The sequence below is a fragment of the Nioella ostreopsis genome, assembly GCF_004000255.1.
In the GTDB taxonomy this organism is placed as follows: Bacteria; Pseudomonadota; Alphaproteobacteria; order Rhodobacterales; family Rhodobacteraceae; genus Nioella; species Nioella ostreopsis.
The window spans coordinates 46,247-60,594 of record NZ_RCIQ01000007.1; the positions used below are offsets into that span (position 1 = coordinate 46,247).

Sequence of the window (14,348 nt, forward strand, 5' to 3'; positions counted from 1 at the left end):
CACGCGTCCCGGACCCGAGCGGCCATCTCAATCGGTCCCCCGCACCCGCGACGCACGCCACAGGCCGATCCCGCCAAAGACGATCGCCCCGGCCAGGCCCGGCATCAGGACCAACATGCTGAAGGCGACATAGCCCAGATGGTTGAACCCTTCGCGCGGAATGCCGATGGCCTCCAGCAGATCGCTGCTCAGCAGGCCGAGCGCGGGCAGGCCCAACAGCAGGCAAAAGCTGAACAACCAGCCCCCGCCCGCATAGCGCCCCAGCACAAACCCGATGCCAGAGCCCACAACCAGCCCCGTACCAATGGCGATCAGCGCCTCAGGATTCATGCGCACCCCCCTGCAACAGCCGACGCCGCAGCCAGCGTCCCGCATAAAACACCGGCCAGCGCAGCACCGACACGCCCGCCGCAAGCAGGGCCAAGCCCCACCACGGCCCCATCTGCATGGTCGTATATCCCAGCAACGGGATGCCCGTGGCGATCAGAACGATGGCCGCAGGCCAGTGATAGCGGCTCGGGGTCAGGCCCAACAGGCAGGCCGTAAGCCCCCAAAGGCTCGCCAAAGTCAGGGAAAACGGCATCACGTGCCTCCTTCTCTCAGACGTCCCCACAGATGTCGTCCCAGAAACCAGAGCGGGCGGCGAAACATCGACACCAGCCCCATCACGGCCAGCAACACCACCCAGAAGGAATGCTGAATGCCGATATAGATGAGCAGAGGAACCGCGAGAATGAGCAGCGTCAGCCCCGGCACATACTGCATCCGCATCGGCAGAAACGCGACGATGGCCGCCGCCACGACCCAGACGCAGGCTAGGGTGAGCGAAATGGTCATGTCGAACCCTCCTCTTCTTACCGGCCAGCCCGCGTTTCGGATCTAGCCCTTCAACCGCTCCGGCAGGCCATGCGCCCAAGCGGAAATCGTCCCTGCCCCAAGACAGACGACCATATCCCCCGGCCGGGCTTGCTCCCGGACCAGCCGTTCCAGATCATCCTCGTTCAATATGGCGCGGGCGTGGCGGTGGCCGTGGGCGACGAGGCCTGCGACCAGACCATCGCGGGTGGCGCCTTCAATGGGGTCTTCGCCCGCCGCATAGACCTCGGCGATGGCGACCACGTCGGCCTCGTTGAAACAGGTGCAGAAATCCTCAAAGAGCGAATGCAACCGGCTGTAGCGATGCGGTTGATGCACGGCGATGACCCGGCCTTCGGTCGCCTGCCGGGCGGCTTTCAGTACGGCGGCGATTTCCACCGGATGGTGGCCGTAATCATCGATGATGGTGATGCCGTTCACCTCGCCCACCTTGGTAAAGCGGCGGTTGACACCCTTGAAATTGGCCAGCGCCTCTCGGATTTCCGCGGATTTCATGCCCAGATGGCGGGCCACAGCGACGGCGGCCAGGGCGTTGGAGACATTGTGATCGCCTGGCATCGGCAGGGTGCAGCCCTCGATCACCTGCTCCTCATTGCCCAAACGAATGTCGAAATGCGCCACGCCCGCCTTGTAGGTCAGGTTCACCGCCCGCACATCGGCCTGCGCGTTGAACCCGTAGGTAACAACCCGGCGATCAGTAATCTTGCCCACGAGGCTTTGCACCTCGGGGTGGTCGGTGCAGCAGACGGCGAGCCCGTAGAAAGGGATGTTCGACGCGAAATCGAGGAAGCCCTGACGCAGCCGGTCGAAATCGCCCCAATGTTCCATATGCTCGGGGTCGATATTGGTGATGATGGCGATGGTCGCGGGCAGGCGGTTGAAGCTGCCGTCTGACTCGTCGGCCTCCACCACCATCCAGTCGCCCTGCCCCACACGGGCGTTCGATCCATAGGCGTGGATGATCCCGCCATTGATCACCGTCGGATCGACCCCGCCCGCATCCAGCAGCGTCGCGACCATGGTCGTGGTGGTGGTCTTGCCATGCGTGCCCGCCACGGCGATGTTCGACCGCAGACGCATCAGTTCGGCCAGCATCTCGGCCCGGCGCACCACCGGCAGGCCCTGCAAACGCGCGGCATCAAGCTCCGGGTTGCCGGGTTTGATGGCGGAGGAAATCACCACGACTTCGGCATTCTCCAGATTCTCGGCGGCCTGCCCGATGAAGATGCGCGCGCCAAGAGATTCCAGCCGCTCGGTGATTTTCGAGGGCTTCAGGTCCGACCCCTGCACCGCGTAGCCATGATTCAGCAGCACCTCGGCAATGCCCGACATGCCGATGCCGCCAATACCGACGAAATGGATCGCGCCCAGTTGGGTGGGTAGTTTGGTGGCGGCGGCGTTCATGCGGTGTCCTTTTCGGTGGCGTCTTCCCCGGCCAGTTCCTCGACCAACCCGACCAGCAGATCGGTGGCATTGGGCATCCCGACAGACAGCGCGGCCTGAGACATTTTCAGCGCGGCATCGGGTTGGCTGAGAACGGTGGCGATGGCCTCGGCCAGTGCCTCGGGGGTGAATTTGCTTTCAGGAATGCGGATCGCGGCGCCTGCTTCGACCAGCCCCTGCGCATTGGCGGTCTGGTGGTCGGCGGTGGCGGCAGCGTAAGGCACCAATATCGACGGGCGCCCGATGACCGAGATATCAGCTACCGATGAGGCGCCCGAGCGGCTGATGACAAGCTGCGCCTCGGACAGGCGGCGGGGGATGTCGCGGAAGAAGGGTTCGACCTCGCAGCCCACGCCGGTCTCGTAATAGGCGGCAATGACGCGGTCCTGATCCTCGGGGCGCGCCTGTTGGGCGACGCGCACATATTGGCGGATCTCCTCGGGCAGCAGCGCCACGGCAGCGGGCACCACATCCGACAGAATGCGCGCGCCCTGACTGCCGCCGATGACCAGCAGGCTCATCGGGTAATCGCCAGGGCTTATGTAGGCCGCGCCCGCCCGGTCCAGGACCGCGCCGCGCACCGGATTGCCGGTATGAATGCCCTCGACGCCCGCGGGCAAAGCCGTCGGCCACGTCCCGCAAGCCACCGCATCGACGCGCTTGGCAAAGAGCTTGTTGACGCGTCCCAGAACCCCGTTCTGTTCATGGATCATCCGGGGCCGCCGGGTGATCCAGGCAGCCGCCAGCGCCGGGATCGTCGGATAGCCGCCAAAGCCCACCACCACGGCAGGCTTGTCGCGCATCATGCCAAGCGTGGCCGACACGATCCCACCCAGAATGCGGAACGGCGCCAGCAGCTTGGCCAGCACACCGCCGCGCGCGAAGGTGGCCGACGCCACCTGCCGCACCTCGACCATATGGGGGAACCCGCCCGCATAGTGCGCGCCCCGCGCGTCGGTCGACAGCCGCACCCGCCAGCCCTTGCGGATCATCACCTCGGCCAGCGCCTGCGCGGGAAACATATGCCCGCCCGTTCCGCCTGCCGCGATGATCAAGAGGGGGCCGTTTGACATGTACTCACCTGTGTCGGTTCAGAAGGATATCGCCGATCTCGCCCTGCGGACGCGACCGGGTGAAAGACAGAAGCATCCCCACGGCGATCCCCGTCGCAATCAGCGACGAGCCGCCATAGGACACGAAGGGCAGCGTCATCCCCTTGGCAGGCAGCAGGCGCACCGCCACCCCCATATTGATGATCGACTGCAACGCGAAGAGCGACGCGATCCCCGCACCGGCCAGCCGGGTAAACGGGTCACGCTCCTTCATCAACCGGAAAAACGCCCGCATTGCCACGGTGGCGAAGAGGGCGATGATCAGAAGGACCAGGACCAGCCCATATTCCTCTGCCGCGACCGCGATGATGAAATCCGTGTGCGCGTCAGGCAGCGTCCACTTGACCGATCCCTCCCCCAATCCGGTGCCGAAGATGCCCCCCTCACGGATGGCATTGGCCGCATAGGCCAGCTGCGTGTTGGGATCGACCTCGGGCGACAGGAACCCGTCGATCCGCCGCGCCACATGTTCCGACGTGGAATAGGCAAAGACCCCGCCCGCGCAGACCACCAGCGCCACAAGCCCTAGCACCCAGATCGGTGCCCCCGCCACGAAATAGATCACCGCCCAGGCAAAGAGGATCAGCGCCCCCTGTCCGTAATCGGGCTGCATCACCAGGAACCCCACGATGATCAGCATGACAAAGAGCGACAGCGTCTTGCCCGGCGGCCCCGCGATCTGCTGGCTCGCTGCGATCATCCAGGCGGTGAAGATCACGAAGACGGGCTTGAGAAATTCCGAGGGCTGCACCGAGGCGAAGCCAAGCGAATACCACCGCGTCGCGCCCTGCCCGAAATCGGTGCCGAAAACCGGCAGCAACGCCAACGCCGCGAAGGCCGCGAAGAACCCCATCACGCCGATCCGGCGCACCATCGTGGGCGTCAGCATCGAGGTCAGGATCATCGCCACGAAGGCCATGCCCCCGAAAAACGCCTGCCGCGAGACGTAATAGAACGGGTCGTGCCCGTTGCGCTCGGCCAGCGGCGGCGAGGCGGCAAAGCCCAGAAGCAGCCCGATCAGGAAGAGGGTGAGAATACAGGCCAGAGTGACCCGGTCCACGGTTCGCCACCATCGCGGCAGAATCGCTTCGCCAGATTGCACGAGCACCGTGCCATGCGCCATTTCCGTCATTGAGTACCGCCCGATACTGCCTCTGTTCGCCCGGTTTTCCGGGTCTGATCGGCAGTCTAGCGTGAAAACGGACCCGGGGCTAGGGAAATGGCATCCCTTGGCAAAGCCCCGCCCGATCCGCTCCGCGCTGTTCCTTCCCGGCTGGCTGTGCCACGCTGCCCGACATCCGGAACAAAAAAAAGGGAGAGCCCAGATGGGACAGATCGCGACAAGCTGGCAAGTCTGGGCGGGTCTGGCCGCCGTCTTTGCCGCCCTCACCGCCATATTCGCCAAACTCGGCGTTCAGGATATCGACAGCGACCTCGCCACCTTCCTGCGCACCATCGTCGTCATGCTGGCCCTCGGCGGTCTGGTCTGGGCCACCGGCAAGACCGAGGGGCTCAGCGCGCTCACCCCGCGCAGCACGGTCTTTCTGGTGCTCTCGGGCCTCGCCACCGGGGCGTCCTGGCTGTGCTATTTCCGGGCGTTGCAATTGGGGGACGCGTCTCGCGTTGCCCCCGTGGACAAGCTAAGCGTGGTGCTGGTCGCCGTCTTCGCTGCGACCTTCCTGGGGGAACGGCTCAGCGGCCTCGGCTGGGGCGGTGTGGCCCTGATCGGGTTGGGCACGATGCTGGTGGCGGTTGGCTGAGCGGGGTCATTCCGCCGCGATGCGGGCCTGAGCGTCAGACCGAATGGAGACAACAAGTCCGCGCGCGCTCTGCTCCAGCAGAAACATGCCGTGGCGCTTTTCAAGATACTCTTTCCACATCTTGTCGGGATGATCGCGAATGTGTGCCCCATGACGCTCGCCCATCAGCATGCCGAGTTCTCCGGTCGTCAACCCGCCGGAGTACCCGTAGTCCCGGATGAGTTGAGTGATCGCCTTGGGCCATCCCCTCAGGGTAAGCGGCTGATTGGGGTCGCTCGGCGTAGGGTCATCCGGCAGATCAGCAGGTTGCGCCGCAGCGGCGGCAGGCAATGTCGGCTTCTGACTGAGAGACACAAACCGGCTGCAACTGGCCTTGAACCGCAACCCGGCCTTTTCCTGCCCCATCCCCAGGACCATCACACCCCGTTCGCGCAGCCGCTCGGCCAGGTGCCGGAAATCCCCGTCCGAACTGGCAATGACCACCGCGTCGCAGGCCCCGCTCAAGGCCCGTTCCATCGCATCGACCGTCAGCAGCAGATCGGCGGCGTTCTTGCCGGTGCCGGAATGGATCAGCCGGAACCCGGCCGTGTCCTCCCAGCCTGTGAGCCGCCCCGCGTCGCCATAGGCGCGCAGCAGATCAACCTCGCCCAACTCCTGCGCCGCATGGAAAATCCTCAACGCGAAACTGGCCGAGATATTCTCTCCATCGACGAAAACGGACACGCGACTCATTGGGCTCTCCCGACACTTGCAATGGGCTCAGCCTGTCGGACCTATTTGACGAAAATGGGACGGATCGGCGATTTTCCGACCCCATCCGTCGCCGCGATCCGTCATGCCCGCCGCTCGGACAACAGCCCGTGACGCCCCCGTCGCAGCCCAAAACCGCGCCTCTCCTCCTGCCCCGGCCCTTTCATCTTGGCAAAAATACCTCCGCCGGAGGCATCCCGCCCTCGCAACCGGACCCGCCGCCAGACCCGACACACCTTCCGCGCCACACCCCCGTGGCAACGCGGCCCGACGAGGCCTCCGGCGCAAGCCGGGGGTTGAGGAGGGCCGCTCCCGGGTCGGTGACGCAGTCGGCGAAACCGACTTTCGTCTGCACAGGGGGTGCACAGGGGGTGTACGCCCGGTGTACGGGGGGCACCCCCCGCTTTCCAGCCCCTCAGCCGTCCAGTTTAGCCACCTGCCGGGCGAAGTCCTCGCCCCGCTGTTCGAAATTGTCATATTGGTCGAAACTGGCCGCCGCCGGGGCCAGCAGCACAACCTCGCCCGGCCGGGCTTCCGCCGCCGCGCGGGCCACGGCCAATTCCATGGTGGTGCAGATTTCCGCTTCCGTATCAGTCAGTTGCAGGGCGAATTTCTCCGCCTCCCGGCCGATCACATAGGCCTTCACCACCGATCCCAGAGCCGGTTTCAGCGTCTCCAGACCACCGTCTTTCTCAAGGCCCCCGCAAATCCAGCGGATCTTTGGGAACGCAATCAGAGCCTTCGCCGCTGCGTCCACATTCGTGGCCTTGGAATCATTGACGAATTTCACCCCATCCCGCTCCGCAATCAATTGCGATCGATGCGGCAAACCCTTGAAAGAATGAAAGGATTTCTCGACGATCCGGGGTGCCACCCCGATCGCCCTGACAGCGGCATAGGCACAGCAGGCATTCTGATGATTATGCGCGCCCGGCAATCCCGGAACCTCCCGCAGATCGATCGAGCCAACCTGCCGCCCCTTGCGCCATTCGGCCAGAAACCCCTTGCGCGCAAAGACATTCCAACCCGGCCCCGACAGCTTACGCGACGCAGACACCCGAATGAGCCGCCCGTCGCCATTGCCCTCGCTCATCTGCCCCGCAAGGAACGCGCCCTGGGGCTCATCCACCCCGATCACCGCCCGGTCCGGCCCGCCCTCGGCAAAGAGCCGGCGCTTGGCCGCGAAATAGCCGCCCATACCGCAATGCCGGTCGAGGTGATCGGGGGAAAGGTTTGTGAAAACAGCCACATCAGGGGTGAGAGAGCGGGCCAGCTCGGTCTGGTAGCTCGACAGCTCCAGCACGATCACCTCGCCATCCACCGGCGGATCAATGTCCAGAACCCCGCGTCCGATATTGCCCGCAAGCTGCACCGGCGTGCCGTTTTCCTCAAGGATATGCGCGATCAGCGCCGACGTTGTCGATTTCCCGTTCGACCCCGTCACCGCGATGACGCGCGGCGGCGTGTCCATCTCGTCCCAGCCCGAGGCTGCAAGCGAGCGGAAGAACAGCCCGATATCGTTGTCGACCGGCACCCCCGCCTCATAGGCCGCCGCAATCGCCTTGTGCGGCGCGGGGTAGAGATGCGGAATGCCGGGGCTGGTGATCAGCATGGCGCATTCGTCCAATGCGCCGGGACGGGTCAGGTCGGCAAGCACAAAGCCCTCGGCCTCCGCCGCCTCGCGCCCCTTGGCGCCATCGTCCCAAGCCACCACATCGGCGCCACCAGCCCGCAGGGCACGCGCCGCCGACAGGCCGGACCGCCCCAGCCCCAGAACCGCCACCTTCTGCCCTTCGACACCCTGAACCGGGATCATGCCTCGCCCTCCGCATCCGCTAGTGCCTTCAGTATTGCCAGCGCGCGGGGGGCGTCTGCAAGCGGCACGAAAGCGTGGTCATGATGGAAGGCCGCGACCATGTTGCAGGCGATGCCCGCATCGGCAAGCGCCGTCGCCACGGCGGCGGTCAGCCCCACGCCGTCCAATGCGGAATGAACGGTCAGGGTGATGCGCGCCATGGGCAGGTCGCTGGAAAGCCCAAGTGCCTCTGCGTCCTCTTCCGACAGGATCAGCGACAGGCCCTCATCTTCTTGAAACATGGCCAGAGGCGAGGCCCGCGCAGCGATTTCAGGATCAGCAACGAGACAGAAATGCCAGGTGGACGGATCGAGCACCGGCGCCATGCCCCGGATCATCCCGGCCCTGTCCCTGACCGGCCCCATCAGCGCAGCTTCAGCGTGGCCAGACCAATCAGCGCAAGGATCAGCGAGATGATCCAGAAGCGGATCACGATCTGCGGCTCGGCCCATCCGCGCTTTTCGAAATGGTGGTGAATGGGCGCCATCAGGAAGACCCGCTTGCCGGTGCGCTTGAAGTAGAGCACCTGGATGATGACCGACAAAGCTTCGGCCACGAAGAGGCCGCCGACGATGGCCAGCACGATCTCGTGCTTGGTGCAGACGGCAATCGCGCCAAGCGCGCCGCCAAGGGCCAGCGACCCGGTATCGCCCATGAACACGGCGGCGGGCGGCGCGTTATACCACAGAAAGCCAAGTCCGCCACCGATGAGACCGGCGGTGAAAATCAGCAGCTCGCCCGTGCCGGGCACGTAATGCACGTCGAGATATTCGGTGAAGTCGACCCGGCCCACGGCATAGGCAATGACACCCAGAGTGGCTGCCGCGATCATCACCGGCATGATCGCCAGCCCGTCCAGACCATCGGTCAGGTTCACCGCATTGGCGGAGCCCACGATGACGATCATGCTGAAGGGGACGAAGACATAGCCCATGTTCAGCAGCAATTCCTTGAAGACCGGGAAGGCCAGTTGCCCCGACAGCTCCGCCGGGTGCACATACATCGCCACCCCGCCCGCAATTGCGGCAATCACCAGACCCAGACCGAAGCGCATCTTGCCCGACACGCCAGCAGTCGAATTGCGGCTGACCTTGGCGTAGTCGTCGACGAAACCGATGGCCCCGAAGGCGACCGTCACCAGCAGCACCAGCCAGACATAGGGGTTATCGAGCCGCGCCCATAGCAGCGTTGACAGGGTCAGCGCCGCAAGGATCAGAAGACCGCCCATGGTCGGCGTCCCGGCCTTCGTCTCGATATGGCTTTGAGGGCCGTCCTCGCGGATCGGCTGGCCGTTCTGGTATTTCTTGCGCAGAAGGTTGATCAACGGCCGCCCGAAGACAAAGCCGAAGACCAGTGCCGTAAAGAACGCCCCGCCCGCCCGGAAGGTGATATACCGGAACAGATTAAAAAAGTCGCCGCCATCCGACAGCTCGTTCAGCCAATACAGCATCTAGCGGGGGTCCTCTTTGCTTTGATGGGCCGCTTGGCCCAATTTTCGCAAGCCGTCAACCGCCAGCGAGAGTTTGGAGCCCTTGGAGCTCTTGATCAGCACGATATCGCCGGGCCAGAGCAGGCCGGGCAGGAGGCGGGCCATCTCTGCGGCACTGTCCGTGTGGGGACCGCGTTTTTCAGCAGGGAGCACGGCATCGAGATGGGCCATGAGCGGGCCGGAGGTGCAGATGAGGTCAATCTTGTCCAGCGCGGGCAGATCGGCCAGACCGGCATGCAGATCGGGGCCGGTCGGCCCCAGTTCTAGCATGTCACCAAGGACCGCAATGCGTCGCCCCCTGCCCTGCGGTGTGGCGGCGGCCAGCACGTCGAGGCTTGCGGCCATGGAGGTGGGGGAGGCGTTGAAGGCGTCGTCGATCAGCTCCACCGCCTGTTCGTCGGTGTCATTGAGCACTATCCGTTCACGCCGCCCGCGCCCGTCCACCGGCTGCCAGGATCCGAGCGCCAACATCGCCCGCGTCACGTCCCGGCCAAGCGCATCGACCACGGCGAGCACCATCAGCGCGTTCTGCGCCAGATGCCGCCCCGGCGCGTCAAGCTTGAAGAGCAGGTCGTTGCCGTGAAGGGCGGCCTTCACCACGGTCGCACTGTCGGTCAGCGTGACCTCGGCCAGCCTTGCGTCTCCAGTTTCGCCCACGGTGATGACCCGCGCGCCCTGCGCATCGGCCTTGGCGCGAAGGATGAGCGTGGTGTCGATATCGGCGTTAATCACGGCAATGCCGCCCGGCTCCAGCCCCTCGAAGATCGCGGCCTTTTCATGGGCGATGCCGTCGACAGACTCGAAGGCCTCCAGATGGACGGCGGCCACCGTGGTGATCACCCCCACATGAGGCCGCGCCATGCGCGACAGGGGGGCGATTTCGCCGGGGTGGTTCATGCCGATCTCGATCACGGCGAATTCGGTGTCGGCGGGCATGCGGGCAAGCGTCAGGGGCACGCCCCAGTGGTTGTTGTAGCTCGCCTCTGCCGCGTGGGTCTTGCCAAGGGCCGAGAGCGCAGTGCGCAGCATTTCCTTCGTGGTGGTCTTGCCGACCGATCCGGTCACGGCGACGACCTTGGCATCGGTGCGGGCGCGGGCGGCGGTGCCGAGCGCCTCCAGCCCTTGCAGCACATCGGGCACGATCAGAAGCGGTGCATCAGCGGCCACGCCTTCGGGGATATGACTGACCAGCGCCGCGCCTGCCCCCTTCTCCAACGCTTGCGCCACGAAGTCATGGCCATCGCGGGCGGCCTTCAGCGCGACGAAGAGATCGCCGGGCTGGATCGTGCGCGTGTCGATGGAGACGCCGGATACGGACCAGTTCCCACGCGCCTCGCCACCGGTCGCGGCAGCAGCCTCGGCAGCAGTCCAGAGCGCGCTCATATCCGGCCCTCCAGCGCGGCCACGGCGACAGAGGCTTGTTCAACGTCATCAAAGGGATAGATCACGTCGCCCACCTGTTGCCCGGTCTCGTGTCCCTTGCCCGCAATCAGCAGCGCGTCACCGGGGCCGAGCGCATCGACGCCGCGCAGGATCGCCTCGGCCCGGTCGCCCACATTGGTGGCCTCGGGACAGCCCGCCATCACCTCGGCCCGGATCGCGGCGGGATCTTCGCTGCGCGGGTTGTCGTCGGTCACGATCAGCACATCGGCATTCTCCGCCGCCGCCCGGCCCATCAGGGGTCGCTTGCCCCGGTCACGGTCGCCGCCCGCGCCGAACACGATCACCAGCCGCCCCATCACATGCGGGCGCAGCGCCTTCAAAGCGGTCTCGATACTGTCGGGCGTGTGGGAATAGTCCACATAAACCGGTGCACCGTTTTCGCGGGTCGCGGCCAGTTGCATCCGACCCCGGACACCCTGCACCTGCTGAAGCACGGCGAAGACCTCCGCCGGTTCCTCGCCCGCGCCGATGACCAGTCCGGCAGCGGTCAGCACGTTCATCGCCTGGAATGCGCCGATCAGATCGAGCCGCACCTGATAGCTGCTGCCCTGCCAGCGGAAGAGCACATCCTGCCCTGTTTCATCCATCCGCCGCCCGGTGATCTTCAGCCGCGCGCCGTCCGCGTATTGGGCGACGGTGATCACCTCGATCTCTCGCCTCTCGCAGATATCGGCCAGCAGCGCGCCCTTGGGGTCGTCGAGGTTGATCACGGCGGTCGATTCCTCCGGCAACAGTTCCGTGAAGAGCCGCGCCTTGGCGTCGAAATAGGCCTCCATCGTGCCGTGATAGTCGAGATGGTCCTGGGTGAGGTTGGTGAAGGCCGCGGCGGCCAGATGCACCGCCTCCATCCGCCGCTGGTCGAGCCCGTGCGACGACGCCTCCATCGAACAATGGGTGATCCCCGCCGCCGCCATATCCGCCAGCAGCCGGTGCAGGGTCAGCGGATCGGGGGTGGTGTGAATGCCGGGGGCGGAAAACGCGCCCTCGACGCCGGTGGTGCCGATATTGGCGGCCTCATGGCCGAGCGCGGCCCAGATCTGCCGGGTGAAGCTCGCCACGCTGGTCTTGCCATTGGTGCCGGTGACCGCGACCATGGTCTCGGGCTGCGCCCCGAACCACAGCGCGCAGGCATTGGCGAAGGCGGCCTTCGGGTCCTCGACCACAACGAGGGCCGCGTCTGACCCCGCCAGCTCCTTGGCCGCAATCTCGGCCCCCGCCCGGTCGGTCAGGATCGCCCCGGCCTTCTGGCGCAGGGCATACTGAATGAACTCGCCCCCATGGACCCGCGTGCCGGGCAAGGCGGCAAAGAGATGGCCGGGTTCCACATCGCGGCTGTCCAGCGACACGCCGGTCACATGGGCGTCGCCGCCGCGCGTTGCGGTCAGCCCTAGCGCCGAAAGCGGTTTCGTGTCGGTCGCCATCTGCCCCCCAATATCTGCGGGGTCCACGCCCGCGAGTCACATGTTATTGTGATGCGCTGGATAGACTATAGGCAAGCTCGGGATCAACGGTCTGCGGACGCAGGCCCAAAAGCGGCGCGACCCTGCGGATCACCTCTGCCGCCACGGGAACCGCCGTCCAGCCCGCCGTACGGCGGGTCTCACCCAGTACCGAGATCGAGGGTTCATCCAGCGTGACAACCAAAACATATTGCGGATCGTTCGACGGGAAGATCGAGGCAAAGGTGGCGATGACCCGGTCTTCGTAGTAGCCGCCATTGGGGTTTGGCTTGTCCGCCGATCCGGTCTTGCCACCAACTTCATAGCCCGCGATCTCGGCCAGGTTGGCTGTCCCTTCTTCCTCTGCCACCACCGCGCGCAGCATCTCGCGCAGGGCCAGCGAGGTTTCTTCGGAAATCACCCTCTCACCCAGTTGCGGTTCCGCCTGCCGCTGCAAGGTCGGGCGGACAAGGGTGCCGCCATTGACCATCGTGGCATAGGCCGCCGCCAGATGCAGTTGCGTCGCGGAAATGCCGTGGCCGTATGAGATGGTCATCGTCGAAAGCTGCCCCCAGTTCGACGGGTAAAGAGGCCGTCCCTGCCGCGACTCGATCATCTCGAAATCGAGCGCTTCCAGAAGGCCGAGCCGCCCGAGAAACTGCTGCTGCCGCTCCGGCCCGATCATCTGCGCCAGCCGCGCGGTGCCGATATTGGAGGATTGCACCAGCACATCGCGCACAGACAGGCGCGGGCCATAGTCGTGGAAATCGTTGATCGAAAAGCCTGCCATCCGCAGGGGCCCTTGCGTGTCGACCATGGTTTCGGTGGTGACCAGCCCCTCTTCCAACGCTTGCGCAACGGTGAACAGCTTGTAGGTGGACCCCAGTTCATAGACGCCCTGAATGGCGCGATTGTAGAGCGGGCTTTGCGACGGGTCGCCTTCCAGCAGGGGCCGGGGCCGAGCGTTCGGGTCGAAATCCGGCAGGCTCGCCAGTGAAATCACCTCGCCCGTATGGGCATCCATCAGCACTGCGGACGCGCCCTGCGCGTTCATGATGGTCATACCGCCGGCCAGAACCTCCTCGACCGCCGCCTGAATGGTCAGGTCCAGCGACAGTTCCAGCGCCTCCCCGTTGCGGGCCGGATCGCGCAATTCTTCGTCGAAATGCGCCTCAACTCCGGCCACCCCGATGATCTCGGCGGCATTGACGGCCTGTTCCCCGAAGCGGGACCCGCCAAGCACATGGGACGCGACGGCCCCGTTGGGATAAAGCCGCATCTCGCGCGGACCAAAGAGCAGACCGGGTTCGCCCAGATCATGGACAAGCTGTTGTTGTTCCGGGGAAATCGAACCCCTGATCCACATGAATCGCGACCCGGAGGAGAAGCGGCGCAACAGCGTTTCTTCATCCAGATCGTCGAAGATCGCAGCCAGCCCGGCGGCAGCGGCAGCCGGATCAATCAGCTCGTGCGGATGCACGTAGAGCGCATTGGTCACGAGATTGGTGGCCAGCACCCTGCCCTGCCGATCGACGATATCGGCGCGGGTGGAAATGATCGTCGTGTCAGAGACGGCGCCGCGCGGCTCTTCCGGTTCGGACGAGGCCAGAGCCGTCATCTTCACCCCGACGGCGGTAAAGGCCGCGAAGAAGCAGATCGCCAAAACCAGAAGACGGCTTTCGGCACGCAGGCGCAGGCGGTCGCGCTGCTGTTCATGGCGCAGACGCAGGTTTTCGCGCTCGATCGCGTCGGGGTTTTCCCCCTTCTGGCGGGCATCCAGGATACGGGCCAGCGGGCGCAGGGCGATGCGGCGGGGGTCGGTCATGGCAGGTCCTCCGCGTCGGACGCGCTGAACAGGATATCTTCGGCTTCGGCCTCTGCCGGCTCTGGCGCCTCGGGCCGCCAGATCACCTCATCCATCACCGCGAACTGGTCGGGGGCCATGGGCAAGAGGTTCAGCCGCTCGAAATTCAGGTCAACCAGCTCGCGCAGGCGGTCGGGGCGGTTCAGATAGGCCCATTCCGCGCGCAGCACGCCAAGCCGCTCGCGTTCCGTCACGATGGCCCGTTGCAGCCGGTCAACCTCACGCAGGGCCTGCTGTGTCTGGATGTTCTGGTGATAGGCCCAGTACCCGAGCGCGACCACGGCGACAGCGGCAAGGAAGGTGAGGAAACCACGCAT

General features: G+C 65.3%; 15 protein-coding genes. 1 reads left to right on the top strand and 14 read right to left on the bottom strand.

Going from position 1 to position 14,348, the window contains the following annotated elements:
• Positions 1-27: 27 nt before the first annotated feature.
• From EP237_RS09255 to ftsW, 6 genes are read right to left on the bottom strand one after another with little or no spacing between them, the layout of a single operon-like run.
• Positions 28-330, bottom strand: coding sequence for a hypothetical protein (locus EP237_RS09255; protein WP_127560408.1), 303 nt, complete (start codon positions 328-330; stop codon positions 28-30).
• Complete coding sequence (locus tag EP237_RS09260; RefSeq protein ID WP_127560410.1) at positions 320-583, bottom strand: DUF2484 family protein; 264 nt, start codon at positions 581-583, stop codon at positions 320-322. The genes EP237_RS09255 and EP237_RS09260 overlap by 11 nt, the downstream gene beginning before the upstream one ends.
• Entirely contained in the window at positions 583-837 is a 255-nt protein-coding gene (locus tag EP237_RS09265; RefSeq protein ID WP_206052273.1) for a DUF2484 family protein, read from the bottom strand. Before EP237_RS09265 ends, EP237_RS09260 begins: the two co-directional genes overlap by 1 nt.
• A 42-nt stretch (positions 838-879) precedes the next feature.
• The gene (murC, locus tag EP237_RS09270) at positions 880-2,280 is read right to left on the bottom strand and encodes a UDP-N-acetylmuramate--L-alanine ligase (RefSeq protein WP_127560412.1); all 1,401 of its coding nucleotides are present in this window, start codon (positions 2,278-2,280) and stop codon (positions 880-882) included.
• Positions 2,277-3,392, bottom strand: a complete 1,116-nt coding sequence (locus EP237_RS09275; RefSeq protein ID WP_127560414.1) for a UDP-N-acetylglucosamine--N-acetylmuramyl-(pentapeptide) pyrophosphoryl-undecaprenol N-acetylglucosamine transferase — start codon at positions 3,390-3,392, stop codon at positions 2,277-2,279. Before EP237_RS09275 ends, murC begins: the two co-directional genes overlap by 4 nt.
• A gap of 4 nt (positions 3,393-3,396) precedes the next feature.
• Positions 3,397-4,563 carry a putative lipid II flippase FtsW gene (ftsW, locus tag EP237_RS09280; protein WP_127560416.1) on the bottom strand — a complete coding sequence of 389 codons (1,167 nt, stop codon included), beginning with the start codon at positions 4,561-4,563 and terminating at the stop codon, positions 3,397-3,399.
• 193 nt (positions 4,564-4,756) lie between these two features.
• On the opposite strand from ftsW, the gene EP237_RS09285 reads away from it, so the two are divergent.
• A complete protein-coding gene (locus tag EP237_RS09285; RefSeq protein ID WP_127560418.1) occupies positions 4,757-5,191 on the top strand; it encodes an EamA family transporter in 435 nt (144 codons plus the stop codon).
• A 6-nt stretch (positions 5,192-5,197) separates the two neighbouring features.
• Here the strand turns inward: EP237_RS09285 and EP237_RS09290 are convergent, their stop codons facing one another.
• The 8 genes from EP237_RS09290 to ftsL form a co-directional block, all read right to left on the bottom strand.
• Positions 5,198-5,923, bottom strand: a complete 726-nt coding sequence (locus tag EP237_RS09290; protein WP_127560421.1) for an NYN domain-containing protein — start codon at positions 5,921-5,923, stop codon at positions 5,198-5,200.
• 433 nt (positions 5,924-6,356) lie between these two features.
• Positions 6,357-7,757: a UDP-N-acetylmuramoyl-L-alanine--D-glutamate ligase gene (murD, locus tag EP237_RS09295; protein WP_127560423.1), complete on the bottom strand. Its 1,401-nt coding sequence runs from the start codon at positions 7,755-7,757 to the stop codon at positions 6,357-6,359.
• Positions 7,754-8,134 (bottom strand): ACT domain-containing protein, encoded by a 381-nt coding sequence (locus EP237_RS09300; protein ID WP_240661594.1) that lies wholly within the window; start codon positions 8,132-8,134, stop codon positions 7,754-7,756. The genes murD and EP237_RS09300 overlap by 4 nt, the downstream gene beginning before the upstream one ends.
• A gap of 26 nt (positions 8,135-8,160) precedes the next feature.
• Positions 8,161-9,246, bottom strand: coding sequence for a phospho-N-acetylmuramoyl-pentapeptide-transferase (mraY, locus tag EP237_RS09305; RefSeq protein WP_127560427.1), 1,086 nt, complete (start codon positions 9,244-9,246; stop codon positions 8,161-8,163).
• Positions 9,247-10,668, bottom strand: a complete 1,422-nt coding sequence (locus tag EP237_RS09310) for a UDP-N-acetylmuramoyl-tripeptide--D-alanyl-D-alanine ligase (RefSeq protein ID WP_127560429.1) — start codon at positions 10,666-10,668, stop codon at positions 9,247-9,249. It lies immediately after the preceding gene.
• On the bottom strand, positions 10,665-12,149 hold the full coding sequence (locus EP237_RS09315; RefSeq protein ID WP_127560431.1) for a UDP-N-acetylmuramoyl-L-alanyl-D-glutamate--2,6-diaminopimelate ligase: 1,485 nt from the start codon (positions 12,147-12,149) through the stop codon (positions 10,665-10,667). The genes EP237_RS09310 and EP237_RS09315 overlap by 4 nt, the downstream gene beginning before the upstream one ends.
• Positions 12,150-12,192: 43 nt before the next feature.
• Positions 12,193-13,992 (bottom strand): peptidoglycan D,D-transpeptidase FtsI family protein, encoded by a 1,800-nt coding sequence (locus EP237_RS09320; RefSeq protein ID WP_127560433.1) that lies wholly within the window; start codon positions 13,990-13,992, stop codon positions 12,193-12,195.
• Entirely contained in the window at positions 13,989-14,348 is a 360-nt protein-coding gene (ftsL, locus tag EP237_RS09325) for a cell division protein FtsL (RefSeq protein ID WP_127560435.1), read from the bottom strand. The genes EP237_RS09320 and ftsL overlap by 4 nt, the downstream gene beginning before the upstream one ends.